The following is a 22,085-nucleotide window of genomic DNA, read 5'->3' on the forward strand; positions in this document are numbered from 1 at the left end:
TCATCTAGTAGATGATGCCCTTTTTCACATATTTTAGTATAAAATATCATTAATAGGTTTAGAAACATCTTTGTTGAACCTTGTTTGTAGTCTTGAAGGGAGAACCGCAATGTCAGAGATAAATATTTTAGGAGAAGCTTATAAAAAAGCAAAATTTAAGGCGCCTGGTCATGGAAAGAGAAATGTTCAGGTACTTAAAGATGCACTCGTTGATATTGATGGAGAGATGGAAAGCGAGATGTACGGAAAGGGAAAAGTCATCGAAGACTTCCAAGAGAAAATGGCAAAGTACCTTGGTAAGGAGTCTGCTGTATTTTTCCCAAGCGGGACGATGGCACAGCAAATTGCCCTGAGAATTTGGTGTGACCAGAAGGGGATCAAAAAGGTAGCTTACCATCCATTAAGTCATTTAGAGATTCACGAAGAAGACGGTTTAAAGGAATTGCACCATATTCAGACGATTTTATTAGCTGATAAAGAGAGAGTTATTGAGTTGGAAGATGTGGTGGGATTAAGTGAGGAAATAGCTTGTTTATTACTCGAACTGCCTCAAAGGGAGATTGGGGGGCAACTGCCTGATTATAAAACAATCGAAGATATTTCGGCATACTGTAAGGAAAAGGGAATCAAATTACATTTAGATGGCGCAAGACTGTTTGAAATTCTACCCTATTATCAAAAAACGGCAGCAGAAGTTTGTTCTCTTTTTGATAGTGTATATGTTTCTTTTTACAAAGGGATTGGCGGGATTGCAGGGGCAATACTCGCTGGGGATAAATCCTTTACGGAAGAATCAAAAGTTTGGAAAAGGCGCCATGGAGGCGATTTAATCAGTCTATATCCCTACATCCTAAGTGCTGATTATTATTTTGGCCAACGAGTGGGAAATATGAATCAATATTATCAAGAAGCAAAAGAATTTGCCCTAAACTTTAATTAATGTCATGGTGTTTCGACCAAGCCATTGGAACCAGTTTCTAATATGTTTCATGTCCATTTTGAAGCTCCCAAAGAGGAGTTGGAAGTAATTCTAGCAGCCATTTACGAGGAAACTGGAATAGGATTATCCAGTTATGTACGCGAAGTCACCAAGTCAACTAGTTTCTACGAAGTGAGCATAGGTGATATGTACGCTCAGCTGCCTAAGGAGAATTTAAAAACGGTCTTTCAACTGCTTGATGAAAAAATGAAAACCATTAAAACACTATAGGGTTACAAAAATCCCCATTTCTGTTCATCACAGAAATGGGGGGGATAGTCATTAGATGATATAAGGCCCGAAGAATATCGTTAATAGGATAATGTGAATTCCTACAAAATAGCTAATTCTCTGAGTACCTGCCCATTCGTTTACCTTTTTCGTATACATCGTTAACGAAAGAGCAACGACAGCAAAAATAATCATGTAAACGTATGAACTGCCAGTAAAGGTTAAGTAACCTGGTGCATTTGTATAAATATTATCCACAAAAAATCGATTTCTCCATATGATTGCCGCGACTGCGTAAATCCCAATTCCTGTATAAAAATACCAAGCTGGATCACGATCAGCAATTCTATTTCTAAAGATATACATAAAAACAACGAAAAGAATCGGCCAAATAAGCCAAATTACAGCAAAGGCAATACCGAAAAATGAAGAGGTTAACATCCCCATTGTTTTTCCTAGTGCCTGCAGCCAATCGTCCCCCGTATACTTAATTAATGGATCAATGGTATTTATGTCAGCAGATGATAGTTTAATTTTATGTCCTTTACCGTCTAGATCCATCCATGCAATAGTTTCTTCATTGATCCATTGCGGCTTCGTTGAAATTTCAGCTGTATTGCTGCGTCGTTCTGTTTTAGTGGCGCCGCTTTCGCTTATTTCTGCAGAATAAATATTGAAGGTTGTACGGTCATTGAATTGGGTTTGTGTTCGCCCGTCAGCATGAAAAAGAATGGTTGGTTTATCATTACGAAACGTAAGGACGACATCGGAAACTTCCTTCAAGCTCTTATTTCCAGCTGGGTCATCAAAAGTTAACACCTTTGCATTTTGTGTGTTTGGAATAGATAAACTTGTTAACATAAAATAATTGAAAAACTCTGGATTCCCGCCTTGAGTTGATTGAAGTTCCTCCTGAAGTAACAGTGCTAATTTTTGATCTTCCAGTGCAAAGGAGATATCATTGACAACTTTTCCTGGATCGACCTTTATTTTTGATTGGTACAGGATGTTATTTTTTCCATTTAAATATTGTTGTAGTGTAATATCGACTCCAGTAGGATCAGATGAGTAAGTTAAAATATTAACTCCATCTTCGTTCTGTTGTGGTTTGATATTTAGCTTTGCTAAATCAATATCCATAACAATTTCAGATTTCTTAGTTTCTGGTGATAGCTGATAAAGTATTTTATTTTTTACATAAAGAATGATCGTGTCCAAGGGATAGAACTTCTCAACATCGGAGACAATTATATTCCTATCTTGATCATAAATATTTTTAAAATCAAAATAGATAATCGTATCATCCTGTTGATAAACTTGTGTCCATTTATTTACAGGAATGTTATATGTTTGTTCATCCTTTATGGTGAAATCCTTCCCCAAAGTCGTTGTGGCTAATTTACCATCTTCGAATCTTGTAAAAACAAAATCTCCATTTTCAGTGATTTTTACTGGCGGCAGTTGATTCAAGTCTGTCTCACCTACAGTCAGGGCCCTGCTCCAATTTTCTGCAGGGTGTTCAGTCACATCGGAAAAGTTTTCATAGAATAATAGAAGTATTCCTAAAACCATGATTACTCCGGGTACAATCCAATAAAGCTTATCTGCGAATTTTTTGTTCATTTTAGACCCCCATGATACTCTTTCAAATTCTCTATTTATATTTACGAAAATAATAGTAACATAATTCTGACAGAATAGGCTATTTCAGATACACTGTCTTTGTAAAAAACTGTTATTTAGAACTTGGCTTGGTAATGAATAAAACTCATATCATATTCATGGTAAAATAACTAGGACAAGAATGTTTTAGGAGATACTGATACATATGACTGATAAGAAAAAGCTGCAAGAGGTAGATTTATATAAACCGATTCAGAAGTATTTTTCACGGAAAGGCTATGAAGTTTATGGTGAAGTGAAGGACTGTGATATCGTCGCAGTGAAAGAGGATGAGCTGGTTATTGTTGAATTAAAACTCTCCTTAAGTGTCGATCTTCTTATTCAAGCGGCCAAACGGCAAAAGTTAACAGATCAAGTATACATTGGAATTCCAAAACCAAAAGGCCGGCTGAATTCTAAGCAATGGGCAGATAAATGCCATCTAGTTAAAATGTTAGAGCTTGGCTTAATTGTCGTTTCCTTTCCAGGCAACCGCTCGCAAGCAGACATACTTATCCATCCAGCTCCCTTTAATCGTAAAATAGCAGCCGGTCGTAATAAGATGAAGAGAGAGGCCATCTTGAAAGAAATTAACGGACGAAGTGCCGATTTCAATGTAGGGGGCAGTACTAGGACGAAAATCATGACCGCTTACAAAGAAAATTGCATTCAAATTGCTTGTATTTTAGATAGAATGGGTCCATTATCTCCAAAGGCGTTAAAGGTTATGGGTGCGGGTGATAAGGTCACCTCAATCTTAACAAATAACTATTATGGATGGTTTGAACGGATTAAGAGAGGTACCTATGCTATTACTGAGAAGGGCATCCTTGAGGTGCAGGAGTATAAGGATCTTGTAAACTATTATTTAGAAAAACTAGACATAAGGGATGGAGGAGAATCCAATTGAAGAGTATTACAGTTGTTTCCCTTCTAGATGTAATTAGTGAGTTATTTTCTGAGGAAATTTCTATAGCGGTATCTGATACGAGTGAGTACATCTATTACCGCCCTAGTAAAAGGGTAGATTTGAAAATTCGGCGAGGAGACATTTTGAAGGAGGGGACCATTGCCCATAAAGCGATAACTTCTAGGCAGAAGGTAACAGAATTTATTGATCGTGATGTCTTTGGCGTTCCTTATCATGGAATGGCGGTTCCCTTCTTTCATGAAGGGAACTTGGAAGGGTGCGTAACAGCGATTTTCCCTTCTTTAACGAGCGGTAAATTGGTGGTAACAATCAAAACTGATGATGGCTGGATTCCCATGCCTTTTTCTGAGGTGATTTACTTAGAAGCGAAGGAGAAAAAAACGTTTGTGAACGGGAAGGAACATTCTGGGACCCATAAAAATACATTACAGGAATTTGAGTTCCTGCTGCCAAAGGATCATTTTATTCGCTGTCATCGCTCATTTATTGTTAATGTTAATCATATTAAGGAGATATTTCCTGATACGCATTCCACCTTTATTCTTTCAATGGAAAACGGAGACAGAGTTCCAGTCAGTCAATCCTACTCCAGCTATTTTCGCCGGCTGCTTGGGTTTTAAATCTGCTGCTCTAGGAATCAATTTTGCTGTTTTGTCTGGAAATTCCGTAGTTAATCCTACATTTTCCTATTGTACATACCCATTAAGTAAAATAGGGACAAAGGGGAGTGGGATGGATGATGGAAATTAATTTAAAACGAATTAGAGACCCTCGGCTGTGGGATCGGGTCGTGACACCAGAAGAAGCTGCAGAATGGATTGAAGATGGAATGACGTTAGGGTTAAGCGGATTTACACGTGCCGGCGATGTGAAGGCGGTTCCGTTTGCGCTGGTAAACCGGGCAAAACCCGCGAATTTTAAAGTCAACGTGTATACAGGTGCTTCTTTAGGATCAGATGTAGATAAATTATTTGCGGAAGCAGGTATTCTTGGAAAAAGACTACCGTTTCAAGCAGATCCAACCATGAGAAAAAAGATCAATAGCGGTGAACTGTTATTTGTCGATCAGCATTTGTCACACACAGCAGAATTGGTGCGCGCAAACGTGATTGCCCCGATTGATTTCGCTATTTTGGAAGCGGTGTCAATAACGGAGGATGGAATGGTGATTCCAACAACCTCCGTTGGAAATTCATTATCATTCGCGCTAAATGCGAAGTCAATCATCATTGAAATCAATTTAGCTCAAAATGAAAATCTTGAAGGACTCCATGATTTATATGACCCAGGTAAACAGGGCGAGAGGGAACCAATACCATTAACAGCCACAGATGACCGTATAGGAACAAACGGAATAACCATTGATATCAATAAGGTAAGAGGGATCGTTTTTACCAACCAGCTAGATTCTCCGTCAACCATTGTACCGCCTGATGAGGAAACGGAAATCATGGCTCAGCATTTGATCCAATTTCTACGTAAGGAAATTAAGGATGGTAGACTTACTGAACGTTTGGCACCACTGCAGTCAGGGATTGGATCTGTCGCTAACGCAGTCCTGCATGGAATGATTGATTCTGAGTTTCAAGATTTAGAGGTATATTCGGAAGTATTACAGGACGCTGTGTTTGACCTGATTGATGCCGGGAAAGTGCGGACTGCCTCCTGCTGCTCGATTACCCTCTCAGATGGAAAAATGAAAGAGGTATTTGGTGATTTTGATAAGTATCGTGATAAATTAATCATGCGACCTCAGGAAATATCGAACCATCCGGAAATTATCCGTCGTCTTGGGCTCATTTCGATTAACACTGCTTTGGAATTAGATATATATGGAAATGTTAATTCTACCCATGTATTAGGTACTAAAATGATGAATGGGATTGGCGGTTCTGGAGACTTTGCACGTAATGCCCGATTGGCCATTTTTGTGACAAAATCCATTGCTAAAGGCGGTAACATTTCCAGTATTGTTCCATTTGTTTCACATGTTGATCATACAGAACATGATGTGGATGTCATCGTTACCGAGCAGGGCTATGCAGATTTGCGCGGGCTGGCACCAAGGGAACGTGTGGAATTAATCATCGAGAATTGCACCCATCCTATGTACCGGGAGCAGCTTCAGGAATATTATCAAGAAGCCTTAACTAGAGGTGGTCAAACTCCTCATATTTTAGAAAAAGCTTTTTCATGGCACACCAATTTTGCGCAGCGGGGAACAATGTTGGAAAAGGTACTTGAAAAAGTTTAGGAAAAAGATTTTATATATTCGTTTGCTTTAACAGTAAATCTCTGTTATAGTTAAGGAGAATTATTTTTGTCAGTCAGTTTGATTAAAAAGTTTACAACTTTACGTCTAAAGAACTGAGCAAGGATAGTAACACAATGTGTGCACAGCACACGAGGAGGAAACAACAAATGGAACAAGGTAAAGTAAAATGGTTTAATGCAGAAAAAGGTTTCGGATTCATCGAAAGAGAAGCAGGAGACGATGTATTCGTACACTTCTCAGCTATCCAAAGCGAAGGTTTCAAAACTTTAGACGAAGGTCAAGCAGTTACATTTGAAGTAGAACAAGGTCAACGTGGACCACAAGCTACTAACGTTCGTAAAGCATAATTAGAACCAACCATATATAAAAAAGACTCTCACTAGAGAGTCTTTTTTTCTTGTCTGATAAAATGCATACAAAAAACCCTGCTCATAAAATGAGCAGGGCGGTTACTCGAAAAACGTAAAACGTAAAGCAAATGGTAGACACAGTATAGCACACATTCGGCTCAATCCCTAATCTTTTTTAAAAAATTTGCTTTCACGGCAAATATAGCATGGAAACCCCTGCCAAAAGTAGAATTTTTAATGGAAAATATCAAATTTTAAAGGTTTAGAACCATTTATGTTGAAATAAGTATAGTAAGTTTTCCATTGGTGAGGTGGGATAAAAATTGAATGATATCCAATATGCTTTTATTAATGAATTTGGTCATTACGGATTCGATTTTGATCAACCAGAGACTTCGACTCACTTTGTAATCGCATGCATACTTGTAAAAGGTTCTGATAAAGAAATTCTTGAACATGAAGTTGAAAAAATAAAGCGAAAACACTTTCAAAATGCGAAATTCGATGAACAGAGTATAGACGATGCTGTTCGAATAGAAATCTTACATGATTTAAAGGATCTCCCCTTTAAAGTCTATGCGTACGTCATCGACAAGCGAAAAATTAGAGAAGACAGCGGCGTTACATATGAAAAAACGTTTATTAAATTTTTCAACCGAAATGTATTTGATGATTTGCATCGTACCTTTGATCATCTTGATCTTATAGTTGATGAACAAGATTCCAAGGAATTTATGCAGGAATTTTCCTCTTATGTTAAAGAGAAGTGCATACCAGATCTGTTTAATTATTCAACCTTTGGTTTTAACAATAGCAAATCTGAAATTCTCCTTGATCTGGCAGAATTAATCGCTGGTACAATTGCAAAAGGTTATGACGCCAAACATCGCTCCAATCACTATCCATCATTTTATAATCTTATCAAAAATAAACTCATCACGATTAATCTTTGGCCGCATGATTATAAGCACTATCTTTATGACTATCATTTTGATAAAACCGACTCAGAAACCGATCAAATTATCATTAAACAAGCTGTCAATTTGGCTTATCAATACATTGAAGAGCATAGAAAGAGTGAAGACGAGGATGAAAGAGTCCGAATTGATTTACTAAAATTTCTTCTATTTAATCTGAAAGAAAATCCAGATGAATATGTGTACACAGAGGAAATTCTTAATAACCTTAACTCCATTAGAATTAACAAAATTAAACAGCATTATTTTCGGTCTAATATTGTTTCAAAGCTGCGCGATCATGGATTGTTACTTGCATCTAGCAATAAAGGCTATAAACTTCCGGTTTGTTTAAATGACTTGTATGACTTTGTAAATCTTTCCAGTTTAACGATACACCCGATGATTCAAAGAGTCGCCAAATGCCGAGAACAAATTCTGCTGGCTACAAACCGTGAAATTGATATTCTCGAAAAAGAAGAATATGACTATTTAAAAAAAATGATTGAGATGGAAAAAATAAAGGTTATGAATGAGTAAAGAGGGATTCAGCAACCAGCTGATTCCCTCTTTCGTCAAAACCATTTCTTAGCGATATTCTGTAACGTTCACCGCTTGTATTTTCCTCTTAAATAACTTCGTATTCGTTCCAATATAAACTCCACTTAAAACAAACGCAGCTCCAATTCCATGAGCCCAAGTAAAGGTCTCATCTAGATAGATAGTAGCCATCAACACAGCAGAAACCGGCATGACATTAATAAAAATCGAAGCTTTGGCCGCACCTACTTCTTTGATTCCGTAATAATACATAATAAAAGAAACAACGGTTACAAATATACTCATATGCGCAATTGCCACCCAGGTTGAAAGGTCAGCCTGCATAACATCTTGCCATGAGGTTTCAACCAAAGCAAACGGAGCTAAAAAAACTGTACCAAACGCAACTGCGTATGTGGTAGATTCAACCGCGCTATATTTTTTTAACACCACTTTGCCAACAACACTGTACAACGCCCAGCTAATGACCGCACCGAGTAAAACAAAATCAATGGTCTCAAAGCCAAGCTGGAACAATGTAACGATATGCCCATCTGTGATAATAAAAGCCGCTCCCGAGAGCGCAATTATCATACCAATGATATGGTTCTTTGTTATTTTCTCTTTTAAAAATATGCCTGATAAAAGGACGATTAATACTGGGTTTGACGAAATAAACAGTGAACTCTTAATAACTGGTGCCTGTTTGGTCGCAATAAAAAAGCAAATATTATAGAGTGCGATTCCGGTAAATCCTAGTACCGCAAATAATCCATAATCTTTGAGTGTTGGTTTCTTTCGGTTTTTTTCCATGAGCCACATAAGTGGAAACAAAAGGACAGCTGCCCCTAAAAAACGTAAAAAGGCGACGGTTGCTGGTTCAAAGCTTTGGACAGCTATTTTACCCGCAATAAAGGCACTGCCCCATGTTGCCGTTGCAATAAACAACATTCCGTAAATTATCCATTTATTTTTCATTCTATTCCCCAATCCAATCATATTAATATCTAGTATTGTACCATCATTTTCGTATGTCGAAATATTTTTTCTTTAAATATATGGAATATAAGCCCAAAATACTTTTTAGTCTCCCTAACATACATAAAAAGCCTATTAATGGAAAACGATATAAAAACTGGGAGGGGTTTAGGATGAAGAAAAAGATCTCCAAATTATTGATTAAAAGTCTTACGAAAGAACCTGAATTTAGTGAACAATCCAATACGGATGTTATTGAATTAAAAAAACAAGACATAAGCAGTGATTATGAACAAAATTTAGAGACCTTTAAGTGGATATTTTCTATACCAAAAAATATGGATGTAAAACTACATGAGTTTACCATCCCTTCACGAGAACGACGTGCATTTATCATCTATATAAGTACTGTAGTAGATCTTAAATCCATTATGGAAGGCATTGTAGAAAAACTTATTGATAACAATCAATCTACTGGTAAAATTCAAGATATCATTTCATACCCAGTAACGAGTACTTCCACCAATATTGGAGATATAACGGAATTTATTACATCTGGAAGTACTGCCCTTTTTATAGATGATGATCGTCAATGCTATTTATTTGAAACAACGAAAATTCGCGGCCGTTCGATTGAAAAATCAGACAATGAAGTGATTGTTAAAGGAGCAAAAGAAGCATTTAATGAAAAGGTTATCGATAATATTTCCTTGCTTCGAAAAAAAATTAAAAATGAAAACCTTATTGTTGAAACTCATGCCATTTCAAAACGGTCAAGAAATAATGTGTTCTTAGTTTATCAAAAAGACCTTATTAACGAGGAACTGATTCAAACAATTCAGGATAAATTAAATTCTTTTGATGTTGATACCGTTATTGATTTAAGTGTGTTAGAGCAATACTTAGAAGAAAGGCCGAGGTCTTTATTCCCGACGCTATTATATACGGAACGCCCTGACCGTGCAGCAGCTTTTATTCAGGAAGGTCATATAATCTTATTAATGGAAAATTCTCCTGCCTGTTTAGTCCTGCCTGCTACCTTCTGGGCTTTGCTCCATTCTCCGGAAGATCATTATCTGCGAGCACCGTATGGTAATTTCATCAGAATACTTAGGTTTTTAGCCCTATTTATTGCTATATTCACATCGCCTTTTTATCTTGCGATTACCAACTATCACGTCGGAATGATCCCGCCTGATTTATTAATGGCGATTGCAGGTACAAGGGAGAGGGTACCGTTTCCATCCATTGTTGAGGTAATTATGATGGAACTTGCCTTTGAACTGATTCGAGAAGCTGGATTGCGGGTACCATCTCCGATTGGTCCAACCATTGGAATTGTAGGTGCGTTAATTTTAGGTCAGGCTGCCGTCCAAGCAAATATTATTAGTCCGATAGTTATTATTGTAATTGCTTTAAGCGGGTTAAGTTCGTTTATTATAATCGATGTCAGTATGAATTTTGCAATCCGGATTACTCGTTTCCTATTTATTTTTGCAGCTGGATTCATGGGCATTTATGGAGTGACGGCATTGGGTATTGCTGGACTCTTTTATTTAGTGTCATTGAAGTCATTTGGCACAGATTATTTTGCCCCAATGACACCACATTTTTTCTCTTCCAAAGACATGCTGATTCGGCATGTTCCGATGAAAGAAAGATTTCGACCGGGATATTTAAGACCAAAGGATATGGTGAAACAAAGAAAGGGATAAAACATATGAACATGCAACCTGAAAAACTTGGAGTTCGAGAACTTGCAGCGATTGCAATATTAATGGTGGGGTCAAAAGCCACGGAGGATACACCATCCCTCATATATAACCAGGTGCAAAATGCTTCCTGGATGATCCCGCTTCTTTCAGCAGGTATCTTTTTTATCCCTTTTTATTTATTGATGAAAACGTTGTCGCTCTATCAAGACAAAAATCTATTTGCTGTAATTCAAAAATTACTTGGAAAATACATTGGTTTTTTTGTATGCCTGCTTATATTTTGTATCAACTCATTTGCTATTTCCATTGATTCAAGAACGTATACGAATATCATTCGGTCGTTTTATTTTACTACGACCCCTAACGTGATTCTTTTTGGGATTTTAATGTTTATTTGTGCATATGGAGCTAAAAAGGGAATTTTACATATTGGATCTGTTTCCTATTTAATTGTTTTCTATGCGGTAGTTTCTTTGTACCTCGTCTTCATAATCAGTACGCAGGACATCATTATCCAATCAATATTTCCAATTTGGGGCTCGGGAATCGTCGAGGTGATCAAGGGAAGTTCGCAGAAAACAACCATTTTTGCTGACTTTTTTCTCATGACCATGCTGTTACCTTATATGAAATCTTTTAAAACGTTTAAAAAAGGAATTTGGTTTTCCTATATTTACGTCAGTTTCCAAATTTGCCTGACCATTCTCGTTTTTATTTGTATGTTTGATACCTCCTTAGGAGGAATTGGATATCCCTTCCATACAGCTATCCGTTATATTTCACTGGGAACATATATTCCGAATGTCGAAATCATCTTCTTCATTATTTGGGTCATGTCTGCAATTATCCGTTTCTCTGCATTTTTGTATATAAATGCACTCATGTTTGGCCATATTTTTAAGATAAAAGACTTCGAATACTTAATACCATCACTGGCGACTATTTATTTATTAATTGGAATGGTTCCGGAAACACCCATGGAAGTGAGTATTGATATTAAACCAGTTATAATAAGTGTTGCAGGCCCAATTTTTGCTGTAACATCGATGATCCTATGGGCGACAGCATATATAAAAGGAGAATTTAAAGGTGCTAAAAATAAAAACATTCTTTAGATTATCGTTGTTGTTCGTCCTAATTGGCTTATTAACGGGATGTTGGGATCGAGAAGAGCTTGAGGATAGGTCGTATGTTATTGGTATAGGTCTTGATCAGTCTAAAGAGAAGGGGAAAATTAAGGTAACCTTGCTTCTTGCAAATCCCGAAGTTGGAAGTATGCAAGGAGGCGGAGGTTCAACGGAAAAGCCCCGGGAGATTATCACCTTCGATGCAAATGATTTCATTGTGGCCAAAGCAACGGCAAACGCAGTGATCTCGCGTGATATTAGTTATGAACTATTAAGTGTCTTTGTCGTATCTGAGGAGTTTGCCAAGGACCCGGTTTTCGCACAGACGTTTACCGATGTTTTAAAGGATAAAGAAATCCGCTTAAGTAGTTATCTTGCCGTTTCGAAGGAACATGCTTATGAATTTTTTAAAAGAAATCGCCCTAAAATGGAAACACGACCCCATAAATACTTTCAATTCATGATTAGCCATGGAATTGAAAATGGTTTTATTCCTGATTCTACCCTTTTTCGCTACTTTCAAACTACGGAAAGAGGGACAGACCTCTTTCTAGCGATGTATACAACGACAAAAAGACAAAAGCACCCAAAAATAAAAAATGATGACCAGTATCTTGCTGGAGAATTGAATGTAACAGGTGAACTTGATGATACTCAGTTTATTGGGTCTGCCGTATTTAAAAATGGAGTAATGACGGCAAAACTCACGGGTCAAGAAACGAGGATTGTTAATATTCTGGATGACACCACAAATATTAAAGACATTTTGGTGAATATACCTAACCCTTTCTCAGACAACAAGAAACAAATGGCTGCAAGGATTCTAAAAACAGAAAACAATAAAATAAAAATGAATTTGATAAAGGACAGGCCAAAAATTTATTTTACCATTCCTTTACAATTTGAAATTATGTCAAACCCGTCTGCAGTCGATTTTAGTGATAAAAAAAATCGAGAAATCTTAAAAAAGCAACTTCATCAACATTTAAAATCGATTACAGAAAAATTTCTTAAAAAAACGCAAATAGAATTAAAAGGTGCCCCATACCCTTTACCTATGTATGCCAGGAAATATTTTACTAATATGCCGGAATTCCAGAAGTATAACTTTCCTAAAGCTTACCTAAATGCCGATATATACGTTAGGCCGAAAATTGAAATTATTGATTATGGGAAGAAGGTAATAAAACCAGTAAAGGTGGGAGAGTAGCTTGCAAGGTTTCATTATTATTACAATGTTATTGATTTGCAGCTATACGATAGGATTTGCTATAAGCCTATGGAAGGCAAAACAGAAAATAGGCGCTTTGGTCGTTTTTTTTCTGTCCATCTCCATTATCGTCCTCCCTTTTTTTACAATCCTATAGGTTTATTTTGGGCGGCAATTCAAGCTTAATTAAAAGTATTTAATCGGTTGATTTTGGAAATTATATTATCGAGGTGATAGAATGGCTAACGCACAAATTGGTGATAAGATTTCCTTTAAACGAGAGGGGAGCTCTTTAGAAGGTGTTGTAACGGGTGTAAGGGAAAACTCTGTGATGGTACAATATGGTGTTTCAAAGGATAAAGATGAACCGCTGATAACCATTGTTAACCATAAGAATTACAAAATAATTAAATAAGTCCAATAAAATAAAATCCCTTCATTGGAAAGGGATTTTTACTTGGAATTGCTTACATATATTTTAATTAATCATTACTGCGGTCTCTATTGTTTCCATTATCGGTTAAATAATCTGCAGCATTTTTAGTGGCATCTACTGCATTCATAGCAACATTCTCGGTGGTTTCTAAGGCACTATGAAGAGTATGGAAGGCAGCACCTGCTGTTTCTTTAATTCCTTCTGCTATACCTTTATTATTTTGATTCTTGTTTTGGTTAGACATCTGTTTTTCACCTCCTGAACAGAAATAGGTTATGTAGAAAAATAGGAACTATTCAGGTGCCTTGTTGATAGTAAAACTTCAAATATTTCCAAATATCCTTTTCGATGTAAAGGGAACAGTAAAGGTAAGGTAATTACGAAGTTCTCCTTAAAATGCATCAGGAGGTAATCATTTGGATAAACATAAAAAAATGGAAAAACTGCTTCGTGATTATGGCTATCCTGAAAAAGCGATTCCAAGATTAATGCAAGAAATTAGTACGATGAACTATGATCGAGTGGAAAAGCTTATTTTGCCATATAACGATTTTACAGCCAATCGCACCTGACGATTGGCTGTAATAAAAATGGATTGAATTTTTTCTAAGCAGCTATTCGTAACATCTTGCAGGAAATTTGTTACTATAATACTAGAGAAATAGATAAGAGAGGAATAACTGGATGAATAAAATTTACTTTGATTACAACGCCAGTACGCCACTGGCGCCGGAGGTGGTTGATGCTATGCAGCCGCTGCTGAGTGATTTCTATGGAAATCCTTCAGCACTTCATTGGGCAGGAAAACCTGTGAAAAAACTATTACAAAATGCGAGAATTCAGGTTTCTGAGTTGATTGGCTGTTCTCCTAGAGAAATTACATTTACATCAGGTGGGAGTGAGGCAAATAATCTGGCATTAAAAGGTTTTTATTTTAAGAATCAGCATAAAGGGAAGCACATAATTACCTCAACAATTGAACATCCTGCAATAGTAAATCCTTGTAAGTTCCTAGAGAAGGTGGGGGCAAAAGTTACATACATTGGTGTTGATCAATATGGGAGGGTTTCCCCTGAGGAAATAGAAAAGGCAATAACAAATGATACGATTCTAATTACAATTATGCATTCAAACAATGAAACAGGAACCTTGCAGCCAATCAAAGAAATTGGGGAGATAGCTGGAAGGTATGGGATTGCCTTTCATACAGACGCTTCACAATCAGTTGGTAAGGTACCAGTGAATGTGGATGACTTAAAAGTAGATATGTTAACGATAGCCGGTCATAAGCTTTATGCTCCGAAAGGAATTGGCTCACTGTTTATTCGTGATGGTGTGAAGCTTGAACCCCTTATTCATGGTGCGGGGCATGAAAATGGACTTCGGGCAGGAACTGAAAATACATTATTGGCAGTTGGGTTAGGGAAGGCATGTGAAATCGCCAGTACGCAATTAGGGGATCCTAAATTAAAGGACTTAACTGATTATTTTTGGTCAAAATTAACGAGTGAATTTGGTGAAAAGGTTGTCTTAAATGGACATCCGGAAGACCGTTTGCCGAATACATTAAATGTGAGTTTTGTTAGAAAGATAGGGCAAGATTTGTTGGACGCCATTCCACATCTTGCCGCTTCAACTGGATCCGCATGCCATGCTGGCCGTATTGAATTATCTCCGGTATTAAAGGAAATGAACGTACCTGGAGAAGTCGGCATGGGTGCGATTCGATTTAGTTTGGGAAGATATACCACGAGGGATGAAATTGATACAGTCATGAATTGTCTCATACAAATTGTGAGGTAGATTTGGAGTTAAAATCCTTTGTGAATTGGAAATGGAGGGTTAAGATAAAGATAAAGTAACAATCACAATGCGTAATACATAGGAGGAAAGTTATTGTGGAAATCGGGTTAAGTACATTTGTGGAAACCACACCGGACGTGGAAACCGGTAAGGTGATTAGTCATGCACAACGAATCCGTGAAGTCGTTGAGGAAATAGTACTCGCAGATCAAGTGGGGTTAGATGTATACGGTGTAGGGGAACATCATCGGGAAGATTACGCGGTCTCTTCCCCAGCTGTTGTACTCGCTGCGGCGGCGTCAAAGACAGAGCGGATTCGACTGACCAGTGCGGTGACAGTCCTTTCTTCGGCGGATCCAGTCCGAGTTTTTCAAGATTTTGCAACAGTCGATGCGATTTCAAATGGCCGTGCCGAGATTATGGCAGGTCGAGGTTCTTTTATTGAATCCTTTCCACTGTTTGGATACGATTTAAAGGATTACGACCAGTTATTCGATGAGAAGCTTGAACTGTTGTTGAAAATTAGGGACTCCGAGAAAGTAACTTGGAAAGGCGGGCATCGACCTGCGATTCAAAATCGTGGTGTGTATCCAAGACCAGTTCAGAATCCATTGCCAGTTTGGATAGGCAGCGGCGGAAGTCAGGATTCTGTCATCCGTGCGGGTCTGCTCGGATTACCACTTGTTCTTGCCATCATTGGCGGCAGTCCCCAGCATTTTGCGCCACTGGTTCAGCTTTATAAGAAGGCTGCGGAACATGCAGGTCATGACGCTTCAAAGCTTCCAGTTGCTTCTCATTCACATGGATTTGTTGGTGAAAGTACAGAAGAGGCTGCGGCGAAGTTTTTCCCTTCTACTCAACAGGCAATGAATAAATTAGGCCGCGAGCGTGGTTGGGGAAGATATGATCAAGCAGCCTTCGATTCTGCGCGTAGTTTACATGGAGCTTTGTATGTAGGTGATGTGAAAGCTGTAGCAGAAAAAATCATTAACCTTCGTAAGAATGTTGGAATTACAAGATTTATGCTGCACTGCCCAGTTGGTACCATGCCGCATAAAGATGTCATGCGGTCCATCGAACTATTAGGTAAAGAAGTAGCGCCGATTGTTCGTGAAGAAGTTGCTAGGTGGGAAAAGGTAAATGAGGGACTTTAATAGATAAAACAAAAAACTCGCCAATAATTTGGCGGTTTTTTTAATATGCAGCCATCAATTTGTAGATATCGGTTGATAATTTGTAGAAATTTACAGAGGATACCATAAAATTTTCAGGTACCTAGATAAACAACGCAACTACTAAATAAATCGCAATCGAAATAACTCCACCTATCACGGAAACCTTTAACTTATAACGTGCATATTCAACAATCGGTAAATCTAGGATCGAGGCTGTTGTAATCGTCGTGTCCCCCAATGGTGATGCTAATGCTCCAAAAGCACCACTTGCAAATACAGCACCTACTGTTAATGGAATCGAGGCACCGGTAGCAATTGCCAATGAAACTCCCAATGGCATGAACAATCCCCAAGTTCCCCATGAAGAACCGATAAAGTAACCGACAACTGAGCCCAGAAGAAAGATAGTTGCTGGAGTTAACCAGGCCGGTAAAAATGAACCTAGGCTTGAACTAATGAAGGCGGAGAAACCGAGATCCTCAGCTGAAAGTGTGAGTGACCAAATTAGAATCAACAAACTAATTGCTTCCATCATCTGATTCCCGCCATCATAAAAATGGTATAGCAGTTCGCTTAGAGATTGCTTGCGAATCAAATAAAAAATAATTGACAAGATGAGCGTAATAAATACTGCTAATAGCATGACAAAGGTGGCGTCAGCAATAGAAAATGCTTCAAATACAGTTTTTGCTCCTTTTTCCCGACCATCCTTCCACAATAGATATAAAGATAATCCAAGAAGTAAAAAAACAGGAACAATCAAATTCCACGGTTGTGCCTTTACCAAGGACAACTCTCTCTTTATCCCGATACGGTGATATTCATGCTCTTCCTCTTCCATCTTTTCTTGCTCACCTTTTATATTGGCCTCTTTTTTAGTACGATTCCAAATGGTTTGCACCAATCCAATAACCAAGGTAACAATTGCAAAAAAATTAAACAAAATACTGAGCAGGAACACTTCATAGGGTGACATATTTAAGCCCAATCCGCCAATACTGCCTTCTACAAGAGAAACCATAAAACCAACAAATGCAGTGGCAACCGGGAGAAGCACAATAACTGACTCTGTTGAAATGTCCATCGTCAGTCCAACCTTTTGTTTAGATACGTTCATTTTTTTAGCTAAGGATTTAACCACAGGGCCAATCATCATGATTCGAAACATCGGCATCATAAAGGTAAAAGGGAGGGTGAGCCAGATGAGACCAAGCAGCCCGCGTTCACTTTTAATCTTTGTCCCTACCCATTCCGAAAACCCTTTAATTCCGCCAGAAATGTTCATCATCCCCACAAGACCGCCAAATAAATATAGAAAAGCAATAATTTTTATGTTGGTCTCATCCGAGAGTGTGGTAACCATATAGGTAACACTCTTGATTGTTCCATACAACAAATCTGTTGTATAAATCATTGAACCAACAACCAGCCCAACGATTAGCCCGGGTAAAATGTTTTTTAACCAGATAGACATTCCTATTACAATTAGAAATGGTAGTAGAGAAAGCCAAGTATGTTCCAATGTTCTTCCCCCTATTACTGAATAAGGTTATTGTTTGGATATCTCATCATAAATACTCTTTTTTAGTTGTTATCAGAAAAGTCTATTATTTGATAGTAATAAATATATAAATTATAATATATATGAATCATATATATATTGTGTTATATAAGCAAATGGAGGTAACCATGGATGTCATTGATTTTAAAAATATTATTTGGAATAACTCGAGAAAAATAAGTGAGAAAATCACTAGTTTAATTAACACTTTATGTGAACATCATGGGATAACCACACTGCAAGGAAGGATACTAATAGAAATACAGCACCATGGTGCACATACAATTGGCACTCTAGCCAGCACATTAAATATTGCCGGAACCAATGTCTCGACGATGTGTAAAAAACTTGAAAGTAAAGGTTTTATTGAACGTGTAAGAGATGAAGGAGATGAGAGGGTCGTAAAGGTTGCTCTCTCGGAGAAGGGGATAAAGGTTGTAGAAGAGATTAATGAAGAACTAATTGAAAAAATTACATATGCCATTTTAGGGGAATCGGATCAAACCTTGCATGAAATTATCAATGGTCTTCAAAAACTGAATCAAATATTGGAAAAGATGAATTAAGCTGAATTGAAATTATAAAGGAGAAATGTAAAATGTGGGAAGGAATTTTATCAACCTATGCATCCATGTTTGATTGGCATATGTGGGCAGAGGTTTTATCATCGCCAAAAGCATGGGGGTTAATACTTTCATTAGCCGTGCTAGAATGTATTTTATCTGCAGATAATGCATTAGTGTTATCTGCTTTTGTAAAGCCATTACCTAAAGCGCAGCAAAAGAAAGCTTTGGTTTATGGTTTATGGGGAGCTTATATTTTCCGTTTTATATTTATCGGATTAGGAACTTTTTTAATTAAACTTTGGTGGATTAAATTAATTGGAGCCCTTTACTTGTTGTGGCTTGCCGTTAAATTCTTTAAAGACAAGCTAAGCCACAAGGAGACAGGTGAAGAGGAAGAACAAGTTCAACCAAAAGGCTGGTTAGTGAAAATATTTGGTGTCTTTTGGGCAACTGTAATCAGTGTAGAGTTAATGGATTTAGCCTTTTCGGTCGACAGTATTCTGACTGCACTTGCTGTGTCGGAGGAAGTATGGGTCATTTTACTTGGTGGTATGATTGGTATTCTTCTTATGCGGGGTGTGGCGACATTCTTTATCTTATTAATGGACAGAGTACCTGAGCTTGAAACAACCGCCTATATTTTAATTACCTTTATTGCGATTAAAATGGGATTAACACTGGTAGATATTCATATCCCGAATGAAATCTTTATCGGATTCTTGGTTTTGTCATTTGTCGTTACATTTATTATCCATTATATTCGCAAATCGAAAGCAGAAAAGTATACTCATTAATATAAGAGTGTCTTTTATTATCTAAAGCAGATTTATTTAAGCAGTTTGTATAAGAGAAGATCATATAAACAACGATAAAAGCAGTGTGATTCCTCCAATCACACTGCTTTTACTATTAATAACAACAATCTACCATATATCACCGCGCTCTTGTTTCAACGCTTTCATCTTTTCGACCCATTCATCCACCCTCTGACGAATTTCCTTGCTTTTTGCTTCGGCTTTTTCACGATTCTTCTTGGCCATCGCAGTATAAACTTCTCTCATGGCTTCACTACGTTCCATAGCCCAATCTCTAAGTTCGGATTGCTGGTCATCGGTAATTAAATTTTTCTCGCCCATTATAGTTATGGCATCTCGTAAACGATGTGACTCGCGTCTGCCAATTGTCCATAACTGTTTTGGATAATGTTCTCCAATTTTATACTCATCCAACATCTCCCAAGCATCGGGTGCCATGGTGAAAGCCCAAGCAAGATCAAGTGTGGAGGGAAGCCACTCATATTGAATGGTATTTTTCAATTCTTCAGAACTGTCGGCTTTAAAGTACTCGCCGTTTCCTGCTTCGGCAACAGCTTTTAATTGATTTTCTGTTTTGCCATCAACATCAAAGCCGATAATGTTGACCGTATTATTACTGTTCTTCGCAACTAAATCTTTGCTTGCTTGGATAGGATCTCCGTCACAGGTTTCGGCTCCGTCACTGACTATGTAAATCGTAGTTCCTTCCAAATAACTACTACTCATATCTGCCGCCTTTTGAATGGCACCTGCGAGCGGTGTCCAGCCCTTACTTTCAAAGGAATCAACGGCGGCATGGAAATTTTGTTTTGAATAGTTACCCATTGGATAAATCTCTTCAATGGCAGAGCAAGATTCAAATTTATCTTTATCCGATTCCGAACCCTTGTGACCATAAACTACAAGTGAAACCTCGTTTGATTGTCCAATTGTTTGGGCAAAGCTTTTTACAGCATCCTTGGCAATGTCCATTTTTAATTTGCCATCTGCTTGAAGCAGCATGCTAGAGCTAGCATCTAGTAAGATTATTGCTTTATTGGCAGCTGTGATCTCCTTGCCGCCCTCAGACCTAGTGGGATCCGGAAGATATGGTTCTTCAAACTGTGGTTGATAGGCATTGCTATTTTGAATGATTTCCTTATAGTGGGGACTGGCAAGCATGGCAACCAATCCTTTTTTAATCGTATCCAAATCATCCGTTTCATTTATCAATAGTTCTAGTTGTGCTGGTAATTGGTTTTCTAAATCGTGATCCAGTTGAGGAATAGTATTGCCGATTTCTACCACATCCTCCTCGTATGAGAAATCGTCCATCAGTTTACCAGGAGGTATGTTGCCCAGCTCCTCCTCGGATACTTCTAAATTTATTTTCTCCAATTCTTCTAAAACGCTATCCTGCTTTTCTTGTTTTTCTACTGCTTCCTTCGCGGTAAGGTTGGTGGTTACATTTTCTTTTTCACTATTACATGCCGAAAGAACTAACGAGATAAGCAGCAATAATAAAAATATATGTCGTTTCACACGAATCCTCCTCTTATTGGTAAAAATGATGTAATTGTTGGTAATAAACATTCTTATAAGTTTAACATGAAGATAATTCCTGCTGATGAGTCATCGGTCATAGTTCATTTATAGCAGTACGGATTTATTTTAGACTGAGCTATTCGAATATAGCGGTCAAATCACTAGAGATGCGGAGTCAGTGAATAAGAGAGTGTTCTCAACTCATTGAATTTTAAGCAGGAATCCAACTATAAAAAAAATAGTATGATATAATTACTAATGTTTTTTAGAAAAGTTCTTATCAACTACGATTAAACAGAAACTGGTGAATAATATGGAACGTGAATCTATAAAAGGTATGTACTTTACTGCAGGCGCATATGTATTATGGGGAGTCTTACCTATCTATTGGAAATTTTTGGGGGGAGTTCCTGCACTAGAAATTTTAGCCCATCGAGTCATTTGGTCGTTCATTTTCGTTTTACTCATCGTAGTGCTTTTGAAGAGAAAACGATTAAAAAATTTCTTTCAAGTTCAGATGAGACTGAAAAAAACATGGCTTGGACTATTGCTGGCTTCACTATTAATTAGTATTAACTGGTTTGTTTATATCTTTGCTGTGAATACGAATCACATTGTGGAAGCAAGTTTAGGCTACTTTATTAATCCGCTAATAGCTGTATTATTAGGGGTTTTTGTATTAGGTGAAAAGATGAATGTATGGCAGGCAGTATCATTTGTAGTTGCGGGAATTGGTGTGGTCTATATGACGCTGTCGCTTGGGACTTTTCCATGGATCGCGCTATTATTAGCCTTATCCTTTGGTTTTTATGGCCTGTCAAAAAAACTATTAAAAGTAGATTCCATATTAGGTATGCTGCTGGAAACACTATTTATTGTACCGTTTGCCTTAATGTTTTTAGCGTATTTAGGAATAAATGGTGAACATAGCTTTGCAACCGGAACTCTTAAGAATGATTTATTTTTAATAGGATCTGGTATTGCTACTGCCTTGCCACTCATATGGTTTGGTATTGGGGCACAAAAGATTCCACTCTACTTAGTGGGTTTCTTACAATATATTTCCCCAACTATTAGTTTACTTCTTGGAGTTTTAATTTACGGAGAGTCTTTTACAAAAGACCATGCCGTTTCCTTTTCTTGCATCTGGCTTGCATTAGTAATCTTTAGCATCTCCAATATCCGTCAGATGATAAAAAAACGAAAAGAATCAACAGTAACGATACATGCAAAGAGTGCATAAAAAAGGTG

At 37.5% G+C, this 22,085-nt stretch carries 20 protein-coding genes and 1 pseudogene; 16 read left to right on the forward strand and 5 right to left on the reverse strand.

Translation table 11 applies throughout. The features are described 5' to 3' along the window. Window positions 1–109 precede the first annotated feature (109 nt). Window positions 110–1,210 (forward strand): annotated as a pseudogene (locus tag V7108_RS20960) (threonine aldolase family protein). Between the two features lie 51 nt (window positions 1,211–1,261). Here the strand turns inward: V7108_RS20960 and V7108_RS20965 are convergent. Next, window positions 1,262–2,833 (reverse strand): hypothetical protein, encoded by a 1,572-nt coding sequence (locus tag V7108_RS20965; RefSeq protein ID WP_335569318.1) that lies wholly within the window; start codon window positions 2,831–2,833, stop codon window positions 1,262–1,264. 205 nt (window positions 2,834–3,038) lie between these two features. Between V7108_RS20965 and V7108_RS20970 the strand changes: the two genes are divergently transcribed. The 5 genes from V7108_RS20970 (at window position 3,039) to V7108_RS20990 (ending at window position 7,924) form a co-directional block, all read left to right on the forward strand. Further along, complete coding sequence (locus V7108_RS20970) at window positions 3,039–3,782, forward strand: DUF2161 domain-containing phosphodiesterase (protein WP_335509130.1); 744 nt, start codon at window positions 3,039–3,041, stop codon at window positions 3,780–3,782. Continuing rightward, window positions 3,779–4,423 carry a LytTR family DNA-binding domain-containing protein gene (locus tag V7108_RS20975; RefSeq protein WP_335509132.1) on the forward strand — a complete coding sequence of 215 codons (645 nt, stop codon included), beginning with the start codon at window positions 3,779–3,781 and terminating at the stop codon, window positions 4,421–4,423. The genes V7108_RS20970 and V7108_RS20975 overlap by 4 nt, the downstream gene beginning before the upstream one ends. A gap of 119 nt (window positions 4,424–4,542) precedes the next feature. Beyond that, entirely contained in the window at window positions 4,543–6,057 is a 1,515-nt protein-coding gene (locus tag V7108_RS20980) for an acetyl-CoA hydrolase/transferase family protein (RefSeq protein WP_335509139.1), read from the forward strand. A 167-nt stretch (window positions 6,058–6,224) separates the two neighbouring features. Then, window positions 6,225–6,425 carry a cold-shock protein gene (locus V7108_RS20985; protein ID WP_026568674.1) on the forward strand — a complete coding sequence of 67 codons (201 nt, stop codon included), beginning with the start codon at window positions 6,225–6,227 and terminating at the stop codon, window positions 6,423–6,425. Window positions 6,426–6,751: 326 nt separating this feature from the next. Beyond that, a complete protein-coding gene (locus V7108_RS20990; RefSeq protein ID WP_335509135.1) occupies window positions 6,752–7,924 on the forward strand; it encodes a DUF3800 domain-containing protein in 1,173 nt (390 codons plus the stop codon). Between the two features lie 48 nt (window positions 7,925–7,972). Here V7108_RS20990 and V7108_RS20995 read toward each other — a convergent pair whose 3' ends face one another. Beyond that, window positions 7,973–8,902: a DMT family transporter gene (locus tag V7108_RS20995; RefSeq protein ID WP_335509137.1), complete on the reverse strand. Its 930-nt coding sequence runs from the start codon at window positions 8,900–8,902 to the stop codon at window positions 7,973–7,975. Window positions 8,903–9,075: 173 nt separating this feature from the next. Here V7108_RS20995 and V7108_RS21000 point away from each other — a divergent pair, with 173 nt between their 5' ends. The 4 genes from V7108_RS21000 (at window position 9,076) to V7108_RS21015 (ending at window position 13,369) form a co-directional block, all read left to right on the forward strand. Beyond that, entirely contained in the window at window positions 9,076–10,617 is a 1,542-nt protein-coding gene (locus tag V7108_RS21000; protein ID WP_335569319.1) for a spore germination protein, read from the forward strand. Between the two features lie 5 nt (window positions 10,618–10,622). Beyond that, on the forward strand, window positions 10,623–11,732 hold the full coding sequence (locus V7108_RS21005; protein WP_335569320.1) for a GerAB/ArcD/ProY family transporter: 1,110 nt from the start codon (window positions 10,623–10,625) through the stop codon (window positions 11,730–11,732). Further along, a complete protein-coding gene (locus V7108_RS21010) occupies window positions 11,707–12,954 on the forward strand; it encodes a Ger(x)C family spore germination protein (RefSeq protein ID WP_335569321.1) in 1,248 nt (415 codons plus the stop codon). Before V7108_RS21005 ends, V7108_RS21010 begins: the two co-directional genes overlap by 26 nt. Before the next feature lie 238 nt (window positions 12,955–13,192). Then, the gene (locus V7108_RS21015) at window positions 13,193–13,369 is read left to right on the forward strand and encodes a DUF2187 family protein (RefSeq protein WP_335519020.1); all 177 of its coding nucleotides are present in this window, start codon (window positions 13,193–13,195) and stop codon (window positions 13,367–13,369) included. Window positions 13,370–13,436: 67 nt separating this feature from the next. On the opposite strand, the gene V7108_RS21020 is transcribed toward V7108_RS21015, so the two are convergent. Then, window positions 13,437–13,634, reverse strand: coding sequence for a hypothetical protein (locus V7108_RS21020; RefSeq protein ID WP_335569322.1), 198 nt, complete (start codon window positions 13,632–13,634; stop codon window positions 13,437–13,439). 172 nt (window positions 13,635–13,806) lie between these two features. Here V7108_RS21020 and V7108_RS21025 point away from each other — a divergent pair, with 172 nt between their 5' ends. The 3 genes from V7108_RS21025 (at window position 13,807) to V7108_RS21035 (ending at window position 16,347) form a co-directional block, all read left to right on the forward strand. After that, complete coding sequence (locus V7108_RS21025) at window positions 13,807–13,962, forward strand: hypothetical protein (RefSeq protein ID WP_335509950.1); 156 nt, start codon at window positions 13,807–13,809, stop codon at window positions 13,960–13,962. A gap of 112 nt (window positions 13,963–14,074) precedes the next feature. After that, on the forward strand, window positions 14,075–15,193 hold the full coding sequence (locus tag V7108_RS21030) for a cysteine desulfurase family protein (RefSeq protein WP_335509948.1): 1,119 nt from the start codon (window positions 14,075–14,077) through the stop codon (window positions 15,191–15,193). A 95-nt stretch (window positions 15,194–15,288) separates the two neighbouring features. After that, window positions 15,289–16,347: an LLM class flavin-dependent oxidoreductase gene (locus V7108_RS21035; RefSeq protein ID WP_335569323.1), complete on the forward strand. Its 1,059-nt coding sequence runs from the start codon at window positions 15,289–15,291 to the stop codon at window positions 16,345–16,347. Between the two features lie 121 nt (window positions 16,348–16,468). Here the strand turns inward: V7108_RS21035 and V7108_RS21040 are convergent, their stop codons facing one another. Continuing rightward, window positions 16,469–17,890, reverse strand: coding sequence for a Na+/H+ antiporter NhaC family protein (locus V7108_RS21040; RefSeq protein ID WP_335509947.1), 1,422 nt, complete (start codon window positions 17,888–17,890; stop codon window positions 16,469–16,471). A gap of 167 nt (window positions 17,891–18,057) precedes the next feature. Here V7108_RS21040 and V7108_RS21045 point away from each other — a divergent pair, with 167 nt between their 5' ends. Next, window positions 18,058–18,495 (forward strand): MarR family winged helix-turn-helix transcriptional regulator, encoded by a 438-nt coding sequence (locus V7108_RS21045; RefSeq protein ID WP_335569324.1) that lies wholly within the window; start codon window positions 18,058–18,060, stop codon window positions 18,493–18,495. A 32-nt stretch (window positions 18,496–18,527) separates the two neighbouring features. Further along, entirely contained in the window at window positions 18,528–19,289 is a 762-nt protein-coding gene (locus V7108_RS21050; protein ID WP_335520661.1) for a TerC family protein, read from the forward strand. Window positions 19,290–19,418: 129 nt separating this feature from the next. Here V7108_RS21050 and V7108_RS21055 read toward each other — a convergent pair whose 3' ends face one another. Continuing rightward, on the reverse strand, window positions 19,419–20,831 hold the full coding sequence (locus tag V7108_RS21055) for a vWA domain-containing protein (protein ID WP_335569325.1): 1,413 nt from the start codon (window positions 20,829–20,831) through the stop codon (window positions 19,419–19,421). 316 nt (window positions 20,832–21,147) lie between these two features. On the opposite strand from V7108_RS21055, the gene rarD reads away from it, so the two are divergent. After that, window positions 21,148–22,077, forward strand: a complete 930-nt coding sequence (gene rarD, locus V7108_RS21060) for an EamA family transporter RarD (protein ID WP_335515370.1) — start codon at window positions 21,148–21,150, stop codon at window positions 22,075–22,077. Window positions 22,078–22,085 lie beyond the last annotated feature (8 nt).

It is taken from the genome of Neobacillus vireti, from assembly GCF_036962345.1.
Classification (GTDB): Bacteria; Bacillota; Bacilli; order Bacillales; family Cytobacillaceae; genus Neobacillus; species Neobacillus vireti_A.